17 protein-coding genes are annotated in these 17,523 nt (G+C 52.4%); 5 read left to right on the top strand and 12 right to left on the bottom strand.

What is annotated here, in order from left to right; translation table 11 throughout:
• Positions 1-50 precede the first annotated feature (50 nt).
• The 4 genes from F1728_RS22480 (at position 51) to F1728_RS22465 (ending at position 3,206) form a co-directional block, all read left to right on the top strand.
• Positions 51-992, top strand: coding sequence for a DUF1559 family PulG-like putative transporter (locus F1728_RS22480; RefSeq protein ID WP_155365950.1), 942 nt, complete (start codon positions 51-53; stop codon positions 990-992).
• A 164-nt stretch (positions 993-1,156) separates the two neighbouring features.
• Positions 1,157-1,324 (top strand): hypothetical protein, encoded by a 168-nt coding sequence (locus F1728_RS22475; protein WP_155365949.1) that lies wholly within the window; start codon positions 1,157-1,159, stop codon positions 1,322-1,324.
• Positions 1,325-1,928: 604 nt separating this feature from the next.
• Positions 1,929-2,855, top strand: a complete 927-nt coding sequence (locus tag F1728_RS22470; protein ID WP_155365948.1) for a DUF1559 family PulG-like putative transporter — start codon at positions 1,929-1,931, stop codon at positions 2,853-2,855.
• A gap of 183 nt (positions 2,856-3,038) precedes the next feature.
• Positions 3,039-3,206, top strand: coding sequence for a hypothetical protein (locus F1728_RS22465; protein ID WP_155365947.1), 168 nt, complete (start codon positions 3,039-3,041; stop codon positions 3,204-3,206).
• A 25-nt stretch (positions 3,207-3,231) separates the two neighbouring features.
• On the opposite strand, the gene deoC is transcribed toward F1728_RS22465, so the two are convergent.
• The 6 genes from deoC to F1728_RS22435 all read right to left on the bottom strand — a co-directional run bounded on the left by deoC (position 3,232) and on the right by F1728_RS22435 (position 9,388).
• The gene (gene deoC / locus F1728_RS22460) at positions 3,232-3,930 is read right to left on the bottom strand and encodes a deoxyribose-phosphate aldolase (protein WP_155365946.1); all 699 of its coding nucleotides are present in this window, start codon (positions 3,928-3,930) and stop codon (positions 3,232-3,234) included.
• A gap of 5 nt (positions 3,931-3,935) precedes the next feature.
• The gene (locus F1728_RS22455; RefSeq protein WP_155365945.1) at positions 3,936-4,859 is read right to left on the bottom strand and encodes a sugar phosphate isomerase/epimerase family protein; all 924 of its coding nucleotides are present in this window, start codon (positions 4,857-4,859) and stop codon (positions 3,936-3,938) included.
• A 204-nt stretch (positions 4,860-5,063) separates the two neighbouring features.
• The gene (locus tag F1728_RS22450) at positions 5,064-5,486 is read right to left on the bottom strand and encodes a hypothetical protein (RefSeq protein ID WP_155365944.1); all 423 of its coding nucleotides are present in this window, start codon (positions 5,484-5,486) and stop codon (positions 5,064-5,066) included.
• A 550-nt stretch (positions 5,487-6,036) separates the two neighbouring features.
• The gene (locus tag F1728_RS22445) at positions 6,037-6,963 is read right to left on the bottom strand and encodes a type II secretion system F family protein (RefSeq protein ID WP_155365943.1); all 927 of its coding nucleotides are present in this window, start codon (positions 6,961-6,963) and stop codon (positions 6,037-6,039) included.
• 55 nt (positions 6,964-7,018) lie between these two features.
• Positions 7,019-8,023 carry a type II secretion system F family protein gene (locus tag F1728_RS22440; protein ID WP_228030293.1) on the bottom strand — a complete coding sequence of 335 codons (1,005 nt, stop codon included), beginning with the start codon at positions 8,021-8,023 and terminating at the stop codon, positions 7,019-7,021.
• A gap of 60 nt (positions 8,024-8,083) precedes the next feature.
• Positions 8,084-9,388, bottom strand: a complete 1,305-nt coding sequence (locus F1728_RS22435; protein WP_155365942.1) for a CpaF family protein — start codon at positions 9,386-9,388, stop codon at positions 8,084-8,086.
• A 462-nt stretch (positions 9,389-9,850) separates the two neighbouring features.
• Between F1728_RS22435 and F1728_RS22430 the strand changes: the two genes are divergently transcribed.
• Positions 9,851-10,921, top strand: a complete 1,071-nt coding sequence (locus tag F1728_RS22430) for a GtrA family protein (protein WP_155365941.1) — start codon at positions 9,851-9,853, stop codon at positions 10,919-10,921.
• On the opposite strand, the gene F1728_RS22425 is transcribed toward F1728_RS22430, so the two are convergent.
• The 6 genes from F1728_RS22425 to F1728_RS22400 all read right to left on the bottom strand — a co-directional run bounded on the left by F1728_RS22425 (position 10,918) and on the right by F1728_RS22400 (position 17,338).
• Complete coding sequence (locus F1728_RS22425) at positions 10,918-11,757, bottom strand: DUF3467 domain-containing protein (RefSeq protein ID WP_155365940.1); 840 nt, start codon at positions 11,755-11,757, stop codon at positions 10,918-10,920. The two genes, F1728_RS22430 and F1728_RS22425, sit on opposite strands and share 4 nt — an antisense overlap.
• A 78-nt stretch (positions 11,758-11,835) precedes the next feature.
• Positions 11,836-12,768, bottom strand: coding sequence for a 4-hydroxy-3-methylbut-2-enyl diphosphate reductase (gene ispH, locus F1728_RS22420; protein ID WP_145442270.1), 933 nt, complete (start codon positions 12,766-12,768; stop codon positions 11,836-11,838).
• A gap of 245 nt (positions 12,769-13,013) precedes the next feature.
• The gene (gene glmS / locus F1728_RS22415) at positions 13,014-14,876 is read right to left on the bottom strand and encodes a glutamine--fructose-6-phosphate transaminase (isomerizing) (protein WP_155365939.1); all 1,863 of its coding nucleotides are present in this window, start codon (positions 14,874-14,876) and stop codon (positions 13,014-13,016) included.
• Positions 14,877-15,242: 366 nt separating this feature from the next.
• Positions 15,243-15,833 (bottom strand): hypothetical protein, encoded by a 591-nt coding sequence (locus tag F1728_RS22410; RefSeq protein ID WP_390644255.1) that lies wholly within the window; start codon positions 15,831-15,833, stop codon positions 15,243-15,245.
• Positions 15,834-15,868: 35 nt separating this feature from the next.
• Positions 15,869-16,267, bottom strand: a complete 399-nt coding sequence (locus F1728_RS22405) for a hypothetical protein (protein WP_155365937.1) — start codon at positions 16,265-16,267, stop codon at positions 15,869-15,871.
• An 18-nt stretch (positions 16,268-16,285) separates the two neighbouring features.
• Positions 16,286-17,338 (bottom strand): ATP-grasp domain-containing protein, encoded by a 1,053-nt coding sequence (locus F1728_RS22400; RefSeq protein WP_155365936.1) that lies wholly within the window; start codon positions 17,336-17,338, stop codon positions 16,286-16,288.
• Positions 17,339-17,523 lie beyond the last annotated feature (185 nt).

The raw sequence follows: 17,523 nt of genomic DNA, 5'->3' as shown, positions 1-17,523 counted from the left end.
AATCGTAGATGTCCTAATCATTTCTTTTTTCAGGAGTAGGAGTTCAAGTAATGAAAAGTGTGTTGCTCAAAAGGAAACGAGGTTTCACTCTCATCGAATTGCTGGTAGTGATTGCTATCATCGCTATCTTAATTGCTTTATTGTTGCCGGCAGTTCAACAGGCTCGTGAAGCCGCCCGTCGCTCGCAGTGTAAAAACAATCTGAAACAGATTGGCCTGGCGCTGCACAATTATCACGACAACTTCCGGACTTTTCCGCCGGGTGATGTTCGTCGAACCTATGGATCGGGAGTTCAGTCCTGGGTTACAAGTCAGTTAGGCTGGATCCCCCGCATCCTGCCCTTCCTGGACCAGGCTCCGCTCTACAATCAGATCAACTGGGAAATGGAACACGGAGTGAGTGCAGCTCCTAACAACAGTCTCCGCCGGGAAAAACTGACGGTTGTCCGCTGTCCCAGCGATTCTTCCCGTCAGCCCTCAAGCACTTATGGCCCCACCAACTACATGGCGTGTCGGGGACAATCCCGGACTGCGGGTAATAACTCTTCCAACTCCATTTTCAGCATGAACAGCAAGGTCAGAATTCGTGACATCGAAGATGGAACCTCAAACACCATGATGGTCTCGGAAACGTTTGCCAGCGCCCCCATGTGTAGTGAATTGCCTGCCAGCAATGGTACCTGTAATACCGTCTGCGCCACTGTCTATGGTGGTAACACCTCAGGTGCCCAACAGGGTTATTCCTGGATGTGGGCTCAGCAGTATCATTCACACTACTACAGTACGACTTACACGCCGAACCCTCAAACACCCGACTGTGGTGCGGGCAGTGGCTCGACGACGGCGACAGTCTCCGCGCGAAGTAAACATACCGGCGGCGTGCATGTACTGCTTGCCGATGGTTCTGTTCGCTTTGCCTCTTCTAACATCGACCTGAATACCTGGCGACAGCTCGGTAATCACCAGGACGGCAACGTCATCGGTGAGTGGTAAGGCTCTCTGAGTTGATTCAGTTCACAACAACCTCGTCACCGGATTCTGGTGACGAGGTTTTATAGAATCAGCCGACTCAATGGAATCGTTTCCGATTCTGCTCAACTTTTTCAACATGGCCTTCCCCTGTTAAATGTTAATTTTTGAAAGGAAGAATTGATACCATGCCACGCGCGCTCTATGCCCTGCTATTCATGCTCAGTTTCACTCCGTTCCACTTTGGTTGTGGCAGCGATGAACCGATGACTCCAGCAACCGATGCAGATCCGGTGGAAGAATTGGACCCTGCTTCAGAAGCTGAAGCCGTCAATGAAGCAAACAAAGACACATAACTGCATCACTGTTGGGATCACTTCAGTCTGGCAGGTTGTAAGTTCAGGCCAAAACAGCTCTCATCATCTGCATTTCAGAGAGATTCTGCAGACTGTAAGTTGTTGCGCAATTTCAATCATTAAGATCTGCCCACTCCCTCCTGGTGCAGGCTTCAGAGGCAGAAATCCCTGTAAATTCAAATATAGTTCACCCGATAACTCACAACTATGAACCAGCTTTTCTTGAGTGTTCACAATTCCGTTGTGTGGATTGATTGATTACCCTTTTCACTGCTATTTTAAATTTAGAAACAGGCTTGTGCACTTTTCTATTTTTTGAAAATCATCTGGCAATAGTGAACTGATTCGTTATAGTAAAATAATGGGCTTAGTGGGGAATTTGTCGGAATCTCCACGACGAATTCCTTAAGTCTCCCGTCTTTCACAGTATTCACATGCAACATCGCTTCGCCTGAATTTGAAGCGGTAAATTAAATCAATATTCAGATCGTTTAAGATTCAATCACAGCAGAGCGTCACGCTGATTGCCGTGTTTCTTCACATACTCGTGTAGCAGGAACTACGCCGATGTCATAATCATCTTTTATTTTAGGAGATTCAAGTCATGAGGAAAATGTTGCTCAACAGAAAACGAGGTTTCACTCTCATTGAACTGCTGGTGGTGATTGCTATCATCGCTATCTTAATCGCGCTACTTTTGCCGGCAGTTCAACAGGCTCGTGAAGCCGCCCGTCGCTCGCAGTGTAAGAACAATCTCAAACAGATTGGTCTGGCACTCCACAATTACCATGATAACTTCCGGACCTTCCCTCCAGGTGACGTCCGGAGAACTTACGGATCCGGCGTCCAATCATGGACGACCAGTCAGTTGGGCTGGATTCCCCGTATCCTGCCCTTCCTGGACCAGGCGCCACTCTACAACAAGATCAACTGGGAAATGGAACACGGTGTGAGTGCCGCCCCCAATAACAGCCTTCGCAGAGAAAAACTACCCGTAGTTCGTTGCCCCAGTGACTCTTCGCGGCAACCTTCCTCCACCTATGGTCCGACAAACTACATGGCCTGCCGAGGAACGGGAGCCTCATCAACTTCAAATCGATATGGCTCTGTTTTTGCCCAGAACAGCAACATGAGAATTCGCGACCTTGAAGATGGTACTTCCAACACCATGATGGTCTCGGAAACGTTTGCCAGTGCACGGTTATGCTCTGAGCAACCTTCCGGTGGCGTCTGCCCGACAGCCTGCACCAGTTATACCGGTGGGGCACAACAGGGATTTTCCTGGATGTGGGCTCAGGTTTATGAATCCCATTATTATGGAACCGTGTATGGACCTAACAGTTCCACACCGGACTGCGGCGGTGGTTCCAGCACAACTGCTGCACTTTTGGCAGCTCGAAGTAAACACACGGGTGGTGTTCATGTACTCATGGCCGACGGGGCAGTCAGATTTGGTTCTGACAGTATTGATAACCAGCTCTGGAGAGACCTGGGGCATCCTCAGGACGGCAATGTACTGGGCGAATGGTAAACCTGAGTTCGCTTAGTTAAACATCCAGCAGTAGCCATCGCCATTGGGAACGTCATCTCCGATGGCGATGGTTCATTAGCTCTCGAATGAATGAGATTCTGTCTGCTGCAGGATACTCATTCAGTTCGAGCCTGTGTGACACCGCTGTCAACAGATTTCCATTTTAATGAAAGAAGAAACATCATGATCAGGATTCTGTTATCTTTTATTCTGTTTTGTAGTATGGCTCCGTTACTGAGTGGATGTGGCGAAGAAAAACCAATGGTTGAAGGGGAATACGACACCTCTGTTGAAATTGATCCCGCCGCAGAAGCAGAACTCGATAAACAGGCGAAACAGGACATGCGCTGACCAGACAGGCGTAAGTCCCCTACCCTTAAAAATCAATCGCAGGGAGTTTCAACCGCTCGCGGCAGGTATCCAGGATGTCGCGGGTGGCGCTGGCTCCGACGCGACTGACTCCCAGGTCGCGAACTTCGAGCAGTTTATCCAGCGTGCGGATTCCGCCGGCAGCCTTCACCTGGACCTGACGCGGCGTATGCTCCCGCATCAGTTTTAAATCTTCTATCGTCGCGCCGCCGGTACCATATCCGGTTGAAGTCTTAACCCAGTCCACATTGACAGCACTGCAGATGCGACACAGTTCGATTTTGTGCTTATCTGCGAGGTAACAGTTTTCAAAGATCACTTTGATTTTCTGCCCTGCCTGATGCGCAGTGCGCGTCAAGAGACCAATCTCCGTCTCCACGTACTTCCAGTCTTCACTGAGTACACGCGACAGATTCACAACCACATCCAGCTCAGTACACCCATCTTCCAATGCCTGTTCTGCTTCACGCAGCTTGACCAGCATCGTATGACCGCCATGTGGAAATCCAACCGTCGTGCTCGGTTCGACAGTCGAATGCTCCAGAATCTCAGCACAGCGTTTGAGATAGCAGGGCATGATACACACACTGGCAACATCATATGCCAGCGCCAGCTGACAGCCTGCTTCCAGCTCGGGGATGGTTAGAATCGGACTCAACAGTGAGTGGTCGATCATTTTGGCAATCTTCTGGTACTGTTCGTCCATGAGAATCACCTTCCAACGGGAATGAAGTTTCGCAAATAGGTATGGCACTGACGCAAAGCAGCCAGGCAAGCCTCGGTTGAGTGCTCGTAGGCTCGATCTTCAACTTCGACACACACGGGCCCCCGATAACCAATCTCGTTCAGTTGGGAAAAGAAGCTGCCCCACTCAACCTGCCCCAGCCCTGGTAGCTTGGGAGTATGATATTCCAGAGGATGTGCCAGAATACCGACCTGATCCAGGCGGTGCTGATCCACGCGTACATCCTTGGCATGCACATGAAAGATACGGTCGGCGAAATCGCGAATGGGTGCGAGATAATCCATGTGCATCCAGACCAGATGCGAGGGATCATAATTTAACCCGAAGTACTCGCTGGGGATGTCAGCATACATCCGCTTCCAGATCGCCGGCGTGCAGGCCAGGTTCTTACCGCCGGGCCATTCGTCTTTTGTAAACGACATCGGACAGTTTTCGATTCCCACCCGCACCTGTTGCTGTTCGGCAAATTGAATGATGTCGGGCCAGGTTTCCAGAAAGCGCGGCCAGTTATCGTCAACCGACTTTGTCCAGTCCCGCCCGATGAAAGTATTCATGCGGTTGATTTCCAGCATGCGGGAAGCGGAGATCACTTTCTGAATATGCTCTGTATATTTACCGGCCTCTTCCAGATCCGGCGTGAGAGGATTGGGATAGTAACCCAAAGCACTGACCGAGATATCATATTCATCAGCGAGTTGACGAACAGTAGTCACATCTGATTCGGTAAACGCTTCGGCAGAGATATGCGTGATGCCGGCATAACGCCGTGCGTCTTTCCCCTCTGGCCAGCACATGACTTCCACACAGTCGTAGCCAATCTCAGACGCGGCCTGAAAGACCTGCTTCAAATCGTAATCCGGCAGAATCGCAGTCACAAACCCCAGCTGCATCTCTCTGATCTCCTTCTCAACTCGCACTTCCATTGGTACTACGGCACGAAACAGAACCGACTCCTAAATCATAAACGAGTCGTTCCAGCCGGTCTACAACAGCGGGCAGAATCTCTGCTCAGGAGGAGTGAATCAATCTTCGTGTGGGAGAGAGCAGGTGGAGTTTCAGTGCTGGGGAAAGAGTTTCAGGGGGGATCAGGCAGGTTACCAGATTTCTTTTAAATCGAATTCGTAAGCTTCAATCCGTCGACCTGGTTCAAATTCTTCAGGCGACTCAGACAGGACTCGCACCCAGACCTGATGCCCTTCATAGACAGCCTCAACGGAGACATGAGCCCCTAACTGATCGTCATAGCTGACGGGGAGTGCCTGCCAGTAGAGAGCAGTAATTTCGTCGAAGATTTCACGGAGTTTGAGAATATCCAGGCAAAACTTGGAAGGCGCAAGCACGCCATCCCACTCTCCGCCAACAATCTCAGTGTTGGAAGCAAAGAGTGTGACTTCCCATTCATCACGGCTGTGGTGGTGAAAGAAATGACAACCAATGGGTGCCAGTACATCGACGTCGTACATCAATGCAGCAACCTGATTTGCCATCGTTTTCAGCCAGTCGGGAGGGGCAGGCATCAAATGATTTCAATCTAAATAAGTTTTGAACCGGTTCTTATTTCAATTCGTAACGACTTTCCTCGTAGTGCATCAGTTCAACAAAAGAATCATCTTAACACACTGTGAAGGCCATGCTCTTTCACGGTGTGCCGTTATGCTGACTGCTTCAGATGTTGTGCCTTGCACCAGGCAACCAGTTCAAATGGCCCGAAGAACAGTTTTGCAAGACAGCGATTCCGGCATTATTCTCCGGAACCTTCAGGGATCCTGAAGCCGATCACTGATCCCTGGTTCAATTTATTCAGGCGCAGAACCCGCAAAAGAAATGCCAAACATCTGTTAGATAAAATTTTCCCGATCTTTGGCAACCCGAATCAAGTTATACACCTGCATGCAATACTTTGCATGTATAGGCAATTCATTGTGGATGTGAGATAATCTGATCACAGACCGGAGTCGAAGCGGGAACGACCGAGAGATGTGTCAACAAAAAGAAACACCTTTGATTAACAAACTGTTCAAAGGTGTTTACATTTGGTTAATAAATTGAGAGTCGCGTCTGTGCGCATCAGCTCGAGAGTAGCCCGTTGATCATCATGATAGCCGCCGGTCCGACCAGCACCACGAAAATCCCGGGGAAGATGAACAGCACCAGCGGGAAGATCATTTTCACAGCCGTCATTGCCGCCTGTTCTTCCGCCAGCTGGCTGCGTTTGACACGCATACTGTCGGACTGGACGCGTAACGCCTGGGCGATTGAAGAACCAAACTTGTCTGCCTGAATCAGAATCGCCGAGAGTGCTCGCATATCATCGACGCCACTGCGAATTCCCAGGTCGTGTAACACTTCACGTCGGGGACGTCCCATCTGTAACTGTAAGTTGCATAAAGCAAACTCGTTACAGACATCAGGCGCAGTTTCCTCAAGTTCTTCGGAGACGCGCCGCATCGCAGCATCCAGACCAAGGCCCGCTTCTACGCAGACAACGAGCAGGTCCAGCGCATCAGGCAAAGAGAGAAAGATGCGTTCGATCCGCGCCTTACACATGAAACGCAGTACGATTTCGGGTAGATAGAATCCAATACCCCCGGCAATCACCAGCGAAGTCCAGCCGTTTTGAGTCAGACCGAAATTATAAAAACCGTAGCCGGATCCAATCAGGACCCCGAATAATCCAAGGGCAACTTTGAGTGAAAGAAAGATGGATGGCGCGTTCTCGGAGTTATACCCGGCGTTCGCCATCCGCACCTTCAGTTGATTCTCTTCCAGCTCAGACTTGGGAGTCAGTGCTTTCGACAAAGTCGGCGCTGCTTTCTCCAACAGCGAGCTGGCCGAGGCACCCTCTTCTCCGCCATTGCGCAGATGAGGATTGCGTAATTCATCCAGTCGTTCATTAGCCCGCGATTTATCGGAACTGAGCTTATTGACCACGGCGATCACGCCCACGATCACCATCCCGAAGATCGCCCATGGTAGCAATTGAACATAATCCATAATTTCTTCCCCAAACTCAATCGTATTCTGGAAATGTATTCCGCTGTCTGATTCGTTACTGCCCGAGATGCCTCCGGCAGACTGTTCGTTCAGATCTTGATGTTAATAATCTTCTTGATCCAGACCGCTCCCAGGACCTGCAGTACGATGCCCCCGCAATCATTTTGCGTCCGAGTTCATCGGTAAACAGCAGCATCACATAGTCCGGATTGAGATAGTAGACCGCAAAGAACAACGCGATCGGCAACGCCATCAGTACGACACCACTGATACGGCCTTCCCCGGTCAATGCCTGAACCTGTCCCATGATCTTAAAACGCTGACGAATGATGTAACCAATTTTGTCGAGGATCTCTGCCAGGTCGCCCCCGGCCTGTCTTTGAATGACCACCGCTGTTACGAAAAACTTCAAGTCCAGGTTCGGCATCCGTTTCAACATGCTTTTCAGGGCAACATCAATCGGCACACCGAGGTTCTGTTCCTCGTAGGCCATCGCGAATTCGGTGGCAATCGGAGATGGCATTTCCTGAACCACGACGCTCAGTCCTGAAGCAAGACTGTGACCGGAACGTAAAGCACGTCCCACCAGTTCCAGTGCGTCAGGCAGCTGTTGCGCAAATTTCTTGAATCGTCGATTCCGACGAAAGAGCAGCCACATGAAAGGCATGGCTCCTGCTCCCATCGCCGCAACCGGGCAGAGCGGGACCGGTGCGTTCGTAAACCAGGCGGCTGCAAAACCCAGCGAGGCAGCGACCGCGGTCATCAGCAGAAATGTATCTGCCTTGAACGGGGCTTCCGCCTGTTCGATAAGCAGCTTGAGATTTCCAAACTTTTCGAACCATTCCGAGATACGGTCCGAAAGGCTGGTCATCCCGCCTCTCACCATTTCTTCTTTGAGTAAGGAAGCTGTTTCTTCGGTGTGTCTTTTCTGTCCGGTGATTACGGCCAGTCGATCTTCCGCCTTGCTGGACGAAAAATCCTTGAAGACGAACATGATCGCCCCGACAAACGCCACCATTCCCAGAAAAGCAGCAATAGAGATGATGAGTGTCTGATCCATCTCGCTTTACCTTTACCATTATACATCTCGATCGCTCGAGATCTGATTATCTACTGTTATTTACTGCAGGACGCGATTGGCAAACAGATTCGAAGGCAGACGCACACCAGCGGCTTCCAGTTGATCCATAAATGCAGGACGAACACCGGTCGCTTCAAAGTGGCCATAAGCGCGGCCGTCCGCATCAATCCCATCCTGAACGAACAGGAAAATATCCTGCATGATCACGGTATCCTGTTCGAGGTTTAGCACCTCGGTCACATGAGTCACTTTTCGTGGCCCCCCCTGCAAGCGGTTCACCTGGATAATCAGGTTGACGGCCGCAGCGAACTGCTGCCGGAGAGCTTTCAGCGGAAGTTCCACGCCCCCCATTGTGATCATCGTTTCCAGACGGGAAACCGCGTCACGAGGGGTGTTAGCGTGAATCGTGGTCAACGAACCTTCGTGACCGGTATTCATTGCCTGGAGCATGTCCAGCGATTCGCCGCCACGACATTCCCCGATGATGATCCGGTCGGGACGCATACGCAGGGCGTTCTTTACGAGATCGGTTGCAGTAATCGCACCACGACCTTCAATATTCGGCGGACGGGTTTCCAGACGCAGCACGTGTTCCTGCTGCAACTGAAGTTCCGCAGCGTCTTCAATCGTAATCACACGGTGATCGCTCTGAATGAAGCTGGAGAGTGTATTCAACAAGGTCGTTTTACCGGAACCGGTACCACCACTGATGATCGTGTTGATGCGGGCCTTGATCGATCCTTCGAGCAACATCGCAATTTCGGGTGTGAATGCACCGAAGCGCAACAGGTCTTCCAACCCCAGGGGATTCGAACCGAATTTTCGAATCGTGAGTGAAGGTCCATCCAATGCCAGAGGTGGAATTACCGCGTTCAAACGTGAACCATCGGGCAGGCGGGCGTCAACCAGCGGCGATGTTTCATCGACGCGTCGACCGACCTTGGATACGATTCGGTCCAGAATCTGTAACAGGTGCTGATTATCGCGGAACACGACGTTAGAACGTTCAATCCGCCCTTTTTTTTCCACAAACACATGTTTGGGACCATTGATCATGATGTCGGCAATATCCTGATCCTTCAGCAGCAGTTCCAGGGGACCAAAACCAAATGTTTCATCGAGGATTTCTTCAATCAGCCGTTCGCGTTCGGAACGGTTGAGCAAGGGATTTTCGGTGTCGCAGAGATGCTCGATCACCAGACGGATTTCCCGTCGCAGAGAGTCTCCTTCGAGATCTCCCACGCGCGACAAGTCCAGTTTTTCAACAAGCTTGCTGTGGATCAACCGCTTCAGATCATCAAATGCCATATTGGGATCAGCGTGGGAAAGGCCATGACCTGCCATTTGCTCAAAACTCCTTCAATTTGTGTCTTTAATTTCAAAACCAGATGTGACTCTCAGAACGTCCCGGCAGGCAACTCGATTTGCGTGCGGGAATTCTCATGAGGTTTTTCCAGTAAAATCTAGTTCATAAAAAAGGCAGATGTCGCCAGAAGCATAAAATGATGCAAAAAAACAGCACTGCACTATCAGAGAACCAATACAGGTTCTGACGGTTGGAGGGATTCCAGGGATGTGTCAGGTCAGTTTCATTGTGACAGTTGAGCCTGTCACAATTCGTGGCGAGTTCTGTTTTGTTGAATTGCCCCTCTTTTCAGGAGAGTAAGGTGGCATTTACGCACCCTCCGGGCAAAAAATCATCATGCGCCCCTGCTCTGTGATTCAGCCCGCCGATCACAGTTGTGACAAAATCAGAGCCTGCAACCGTTACTTTCCATAAAAGCCAGAACATTGCTGCAACTATCGATGATCGTCCCCACTTTGGGTGAGACAGACAATTTGGTCAGCAAACTGCCCCGGTTTGCAGATGAGATCGCAGACAGCGGACTGACTGCCGAGCTGATACTGGTGACTGACGATACCACCCGGGAGCTCAAGCTGGCATGTGACGTTCTAAACTCGAGTCTGTCCGTCCAGCTGATTTACCCGGAACACTCTCAATCACCTACAACCGCGTTCATGGACGGCCTGCAGGCGGCCTCGGGCGAATTCCTGCTGGTACTCACTGACGAATCCTGTCTTTCCCGGAAACTGATTCAGGCACTGAGCACTCCGCTACTGGAGCAACAGGCTGACTTCGTGATGGGGTCCCCAGAGATTAAATCCGGTTCGCCACTCGCCAACTGGCTGGTTCGACCACTGACGAAGGAAAAAGATCCATGGGCGGACTGTTTTGCCCTCTCCCGGGACAAGCTTGAACAATGTGAGGAGCACCTCACCCCTTCAAGTCCGCACCCTGCCCTGGAATTAATCGTCAAAGGGGAATTCGAGGAGGTCGTCACAGTCCCGCTTAATGATCACTCTGCTCGGAAACCAGCATCGACCGTGGGAGAATGGTTTCGCCTGGGGGCTCAGCTGAAAACGCTGTACGAGTTCAAATTTAAGAACTACGCTTACTTCCTGCAGTTCGCGATTGTCGGCTCCTCCGGAGTCATCGTAAACCTGTTGGCGCTTTCGCTGCTGCTGGATTTGATGATCCGCCCCCTCGCGGTGGCAACTGCGATCTGGATTGCCATGACCAGCAATTTTCTGCTGAACCGACACATCACATTTTCGTACGCGCGACATGCCCCGCTGCTGAAACAGTACCTGGCCTACTGCGGAAGTTGCCTGACGGGGAACTTCTTTAACTGGCTAACCACGATGGTGCTGTGTGGTACGTTTGCTTTCTTTGCTGCTCAACCACTGGTGGCAGCTCTCATCGGAATCCTGGTCGGCATGGGCTTTAATTTTCTGCTCTGCCGTCTTCTCGTGTTCGGAAAGCAGAAAACCGCAAGCGTAGCCCCCGTCAACGAGCCCGTCGAAAACCACTCTTAAAGTTCACCAGGCTGATCGCCGGGCGCAGGTGGTTGCCGTTTCTGCTGCTGGGCCATTTTTCGTTGAAACTGCTCGAACGAATGCGTCAGGGAATCGAGCAGTCGGGGAATGTTGGGAGCAGCCAGATGCACGCGTGCGGAAACGCAGGAGCGGGGAAAGAATGTCGTGATGAAATCAAATGAAAACTCGGTCGCAGAATGGCCGATCCGGACTGCGTTCGCATAGACGCCGCTCAGCATTTCATCCGGCAGCTTCAATTCATCGTAGAGTTCTTCCGCGGAAGGTGGTTTCTGTGCCGCTTCTGTTGTCTTATCGGCTACGTGCGGCTGCGGTACAGCCTGTGGTGGATTCGCATCCGGTGTGACGGTCTCGCCGACAGTTCCTGAGCCACCAGCAGAGGTGCCTGAAGGAACATCTGAAACCGGGGGAGTCGGTGCATCAGGCTCGGGTGATTCCAGACCGGCTCCTACGTTAATGGCATCGGACGAGCTGGTAACCTGTGGCGGCAATGGTGCCGGCATCGCGGGGAATCCAAACCGGTTCTCGTAATTGGTGAGATTGTCGCGCAGAGCCCGGATCATCTGCGGTACGACTCCGATGGGCAACACGACGCGGGCGACGACCTGCTGGGGAGTTGAGATGCGCAACAGGAAGTCCAGAATAAATTCGTGCCCCCCCTGAAGAACGACAGCCCCCGTACTGAAGACGCCTCGGGAAACCCCTTCCGGCACCCGGGCACTCACCTGGGAATGACGGATTTCCTGAGTATGACGTTCCGGATTGAACTCTCCAGACGATTCATCGTTGTTCCCTGCGGGTGTTGATTCATCACTCATGGTTTCGATTTCGTTCTTTCAGAATTCTCAAGTTGTCTGTCAGTGTCCGGATTGAATTCCGTTCGCGACTGCTGAGTCTTATGTTTCCAGGACGCGCAGTTCCCGAGGCAGAGGAAAGCGAACGGACTCGTTACGAATCGTCGCTGTCTCCACTTCCGCCTGGTACTTTTCTGCTAAATGAGTGACCAGTTCATCAACGACGACTTCAGGTGCACTCGCACCTGCAGTAATCAGGATCGACTCACAACCCTCCAGCCATTCCGGGTTCAGTTCCTGAACCCCATCGATGAGATATGATGGTTTGCCGACCGTCTTGCCGATCTCCATCAGTCGTTTGCTGTTGGAACTGTTCTGGCTCCCGAGGACCAGTACCAGGTCGGCTCGGGGAACCAGTTCGGTCACCGCCTCCTGACGATTGGTCGTGGCATAACAGATGTCTTCCTTGGGAGGGCTTTCGATCTGCGGGTATTTCTGCTTCAGGCTCTGAATCACCCGACCAGCTTCTTCCACGCTCAAAGTGGTTTGCGTCAGATATGCCAGTTTCGCATCTTCCGGGAATGACAGATCGGCAACCTCTTCCGGGGTTTCGATCAGCGTGATGCTCTCTGGCGCTTCGCCCATCGTGCCGATGACTTCATCGTGTCCTTCATGGCCGATAAGAATGATGTTGTAACCAGACTGAGCGTATTTAATCGCTTCGGTATGCACTTTGGTTACCAGCGGGCAGGTCGCATCAATCGTGCGAATGTTCCGATCGCGGGCTTCCTGGCGAATCTGGGGCGACACCCCGTGTGCACTGAAGACGAGAATCGAATTCTCCGGGACTTCACTCACCGCATCGACGAAGGTAACTCCCAGACTGGTAAACTTATTGACGACGTATTTATTGTGGACGATTTCGTGATAGACGTAGATCTCGCTACCGAAAATACGAATGACTTCTTCGAGACATTCGATCGCCATATTTACACCCGCACAGAAACCGCGGGGATTTGCCAGAATGACTTTCATTGAATTTGGTACCACTAAAGCAGAGATGAACAGATCTGTTCCTGCAGCGGAGTCCAGCAGCCTGCTCCCGAATTCACAATCATCAGAGAGTCAGCATATCACCGGAATAACTCCGCCACACGGTGCAGGTCGCTTTCCAGCAGCCCTGCACCTGTATTCTATGACGAACGGCAGAGTAAACCAAATCCCTACAGTTGAAAAATCGGACTTTCTGTACAGGAATGCCCCTGTTTTACAGCGAAATCCTATTCCACGGTCACGCTTTTGGCCAGATTCCGCGGTCGGTCGACATTGCAGCCTCGCTGGACTGCGATGTGATAGGACAGCAGTTGCAGTGGAATCGCAGTCACCAGCGGTTGCAGGAAATCATCGACATCCGGCACATAAATCACATCGTCGGCGATGTCGGCGATTTTGCGGTCCCCTTCACAGGCGATGGCAATGACGGGACCTTTCCGTGCTTTTACTTCTTCGAGGTTGCTCATCACCTTGGGATAAATCTGACCCCGCGGCACCACGAAGACACTGGGGGTCTCTTCATCCACCAGTGCAATCGGGCCGTGCTTCATCTCAGCAGCCGGATATCCTTCTGCATGAATATAACTGATTTCCTTCAGCTTCAAGGCACCTTCCAAAGCACCGGGGAAGTTATACAGTCTGCCGAGATAGAGGAAATTGTTGAAGTTACAGTACTTCTGTGCGATCTCTTTGACCAGATCATTACATTCCAGGCACTTGCGTACCTGATCGGGCACCTGGTGAATGGCGTCAATAATCCGGCGACCGGCAGGATACGACAAATGCCGCATGCGTCCCAGAAACAGTGCCAGCTGTATCAATACCATTACCTGGGAAGTGAATGCCTTGGTAGACGCGACTCCCACTTCGGGACCGGCGTGAAGATAGATTCCGCCATCGGCTTCACGGGCAATCGTCGAACCGACGACATTACAGATGGCCAGCGTGGGGTGTCCCTTGCGCTTACATTCCCGCATCGCTGCCAGCGTGTCTGCCGTTTCACCACTCTGGGTGATGGCGAAGATCATCGTGTTTTCCGACATGGGAGGATTGCGATACCGCAGTTCGCTCGCGTATTCGACCTCCGTCGGAATCCGTGCGAATTCTTCCAGCAGGTATTCACCGACCAGACCGGAGTGCCAGCTGGTGCCACAGGCGGTCAGTACCACGCGATCGATCTTGCGCAGCTGTTGTGGATCGAGATTCAAACCACCGAATTTCGCGGTCGCCTCATCTTCATCGATGCGTCCCCGCATCGCATTTTCCAGCGTCTGCGGCTGTTCGAAGATCTCTTTCAGCATGTAATGTTCAAAGTCACCCAGCTCGGCATCTTCACTGACCTGATCGAGTGTCTGAATCGAGGGTGTCTGCTGACCTTCATCCCGATGGAAGACTTCGACTTCATCCCGCGTGAGTACAGCGACTTCATGGTCCGAAAGATAAATCACCTCTTCGGTATAACCTATCAATGGACTTGCATCACTGGCAATAAAATGTTCGCCCTTGCCGACCCCGATCACCAGGGGGCTGCCCAGACGAGCGGCGATCATGACATCGGGCAGTTCCCGAAACAGGATCACCAGACCGTAGGTTCCCTTCAGCTTGGATAGGGTATTCTCTACCGCCTTGAGGTACGTATTCGTATCATCCAGGCTCTCCCCCAGCTTGATCTGTTCTTCCAGATGGTGAGAGAGCAGGTGCGCGATCGTCTCTGAATCGGTGGTCGTGCGGAAGACATAGCCCAGTGCCTGGAGCTTGGACCGCAGGGATGCGTAGTTTTCGATCACCCCGTTATGCACGATGATGACTTCACCGTTTCCGCCGACATGCGGATGTGAATTCTGGTCGTTGGTTTCGCCGTGTGTGGCCCAGCGGGTGTGTCCGATACCCACGCTGCCCTCGATCGGGCTCGACTTATACAGGGCCGCCATCTCCATGACGCGCCCTTTTTTCTTACGAACCTCAATTTCGCTGCCCGTGTGGACTGCGACACCGGCACTGTCATAGCCACGGTATTCCAGTTTCTGAAGCCCTTTGATCAGCAGCGGGCCCGCTGGCCGATGTCCAATATAGCCGACAATTCCACACATAATCTCGCGCTCCGTCGCTGGATGAGGGAAAACCGTTTTGATTTGAGAAACCTGTCTGGCGACACCAGCAGTCAGACTGCTCTCCGTCCGTGAGATTTCAGTCTGCAGGATTCGTTGATTTTATTAAAAGGATGGGCTCAAGCCGGACCGATGGCGAAACCACCGGCAGGAATGAGACCTGACAGGTACTTAGGGGAGCCGAAAGATATCACAAGTCTTGAAAATGAGTCAACCACGTTTCGCGGATCTCTCGAAGTTCAGCAGTGCGATTCTGCCCCAGCTGTCTAGCCGCAAACTTTGTGATGACAGTGCTTTACCGAATCAGTTACTGCATACCATGGAGGGAATTCCTCAGCAGGTGTACTTTCATTCCTTCATCTGAACACGCTCAGCCGCCAGGCGGGCCACTGCGAATGCACAGGCGGCATCAGCGACGGAAGCATCAAAGATTCCCGCTACGTTCGTCAAGCGGGTCTGGCTGAGCACCGGATGAGATTTGACGATCTTTTCGGCTAAAAAAACGGCACTTCCACTGATGAGTACCGCTGCGATCGGCTCCGTGGTGCGAGCCAGTACCTGGTCGATGGCCCTGTGGATCTGGTGCTGGTGACGCTCCGCCAGCCATTCCGCCATCTGCTGTACTTCTTCTGTTGAAATTTCTGTTAAATCGCAGCAGACGGAACGCGCCAGGCGAATCTCGGCTACTTCCCGGGTTGCCGGCTGGCCGTTGGCGGTATCCAGGTCGGCCGCATCCTCGGGTCGCATGTTCAGTAACAGGTATAAGTCGAGGGTCGTCGCGAAGCTCTCCGCAGCCAGGGGACACTGCTGATCTCGTAACGGTACGAAATTCGAAAGCATGGCGAGCGGCGTTCGTCGGCCCCCAGTGTAAACCAGCTCCCCTGAGAGCAGCCGTTCTACATCCGTCAGCCCTGCCGGCACGGGAAAGCCCTGTTCCAGCGGAATGATGTCGGTCGTTGTCGAGCCGATATCGATCAGCAGCCCCCCCGTTCCTGAACCATCCGCCCGACCCAGCTCGCCAGAGCATGCCAGTTCGCTGCTGCTGCCAGTAAAGGATATTCGCGGGCGATGTCAGTCGTGATAAACTCGGCTCCCGTCGACCAGACGATGACCGGAGCCGGCGTTACCGCGGCTTCGATGGCAGACAGGATCTGATCCACGCCTGCGGCTTTCGTTGCAAAACAGTCTGCCAGTTCGCCGGTCATTGTTACCGCGACCAGGTCGGGGCGTGAAAAATTGGTCAGCAGCTCTCGCAAAGCGTCTGCTAACAATTCCGGTGTCTTCCAGAGCGGGAACGGGACGGAGTGCGCTTTCCCGTCGCAGTCCGCCGCCTTCAGATTCGCACCGCCCACATCCAGACCGATTACATACATCACATGTCTTTCTCTGATTTATGAAAGCCGTTGGAAACTTCCATCAGGTTGGAAGGACACAGCTTGCTCTAAATTCCACTTCAGATTGGACGGTCCCGCAGAGAAACCTGTTACCCATGCAGCCAGATTATCGGGAGTTAACCGTCGATAACCGGTATAAGCGGTCGTCAGCCGCGGATTGATTTCCACGAGCACAGGTGCCTGCGGTGCCCGGTCAGGCAACAGAATATCAAAGCCCACGTATCCCGCAAGTCCGGGGAGCAGATCACAGGTCTGAGAGATTAACTCCTGAATCGCGGATATAGCGTCAGGTTCCAGTCGCGCGGGAATCCGCCCTCCCTGGTAGAGAAACCGGGGTTCCCAACAGAGAGTCTGTTCACCGATCGGTAACAGTTGACAGCGTGCGTCCTGAATCAGAGCCGCTGCAGAAAGTGATTTTCCTTCCAGCCAGGGCTGCCAGATCAAGTCAGCTGTACCTGCCTGTTTCCCAGCAAACCAGTTGTGCCACTCCTCCGGTTGGTTGAATCGCAGTAACCCCATACCGCCTGCTCCCCAGCGATGTTTGACCAGACAGGGAAAGCGGGTGGGAAGCTCGGCTGCTTCACTCAGCAATGCGGTCTCAATTGTGGGGATGCCCGCTCTTTGCAATACCTGATAGAGCTGCCACTTATCGGAAGTCAACTGAATCGTAGTTGGGTCGGGCCCCAGCACACAGGCTCCGGTTTCCACGGCCCAGCGGGTTCTCGTCAGTAGTAGATCATCAAATTCGGGGGCAATCACCCAGACCAGATCGGCCTGCTGAGAGGCCTGACGGAAATACTCCGGTTCAGCCTCAGGTTGATTCACGCGCTGGATGTAAAGTCGCTGCTCCTGTTCCGCCTGCTGAAATTCCGGAGCGGTCAGCAGTCCCGGTTGTACGCACGTCCGGACCTGAATACCGGGAATCTGCAACAGATCAGAGAGAACCGCTTCCAGCATCGCAGTCCCCTCTGCCAGCAGGGTGGGCTCAGATTCCGCCAGTGGGCAGCCGCCACTACAGAGATATTCGGAGACAAAAACGGTCGATAACATGCCAGATTCGATTCAATTCAGTCTGATTTCAGACGCAGAGACGAAGCACGCCGGACCAGATATCCGTTATCAGGGGTATTGCCGAGAGGAAGCGCACTAATTCCTCAGTCTAAAAACTCTGACAGGTTTTGTTAATTGAAACTACTGTTGATCTCGCTGAATTCCTTCTGTTTTGGCTTGCCTCA

The organism is Gimesia benthica (assembly GCF_009720525.1).
Lineage (GTDB): Bacteria > Planctomycetota > Planctomycetia > Planctomycetales > Planctomycetaceae > Gimesia > Gimesia benthica.
This window is presented reverse-complemented; position numbering and strand designations above follow the sequence as displayed.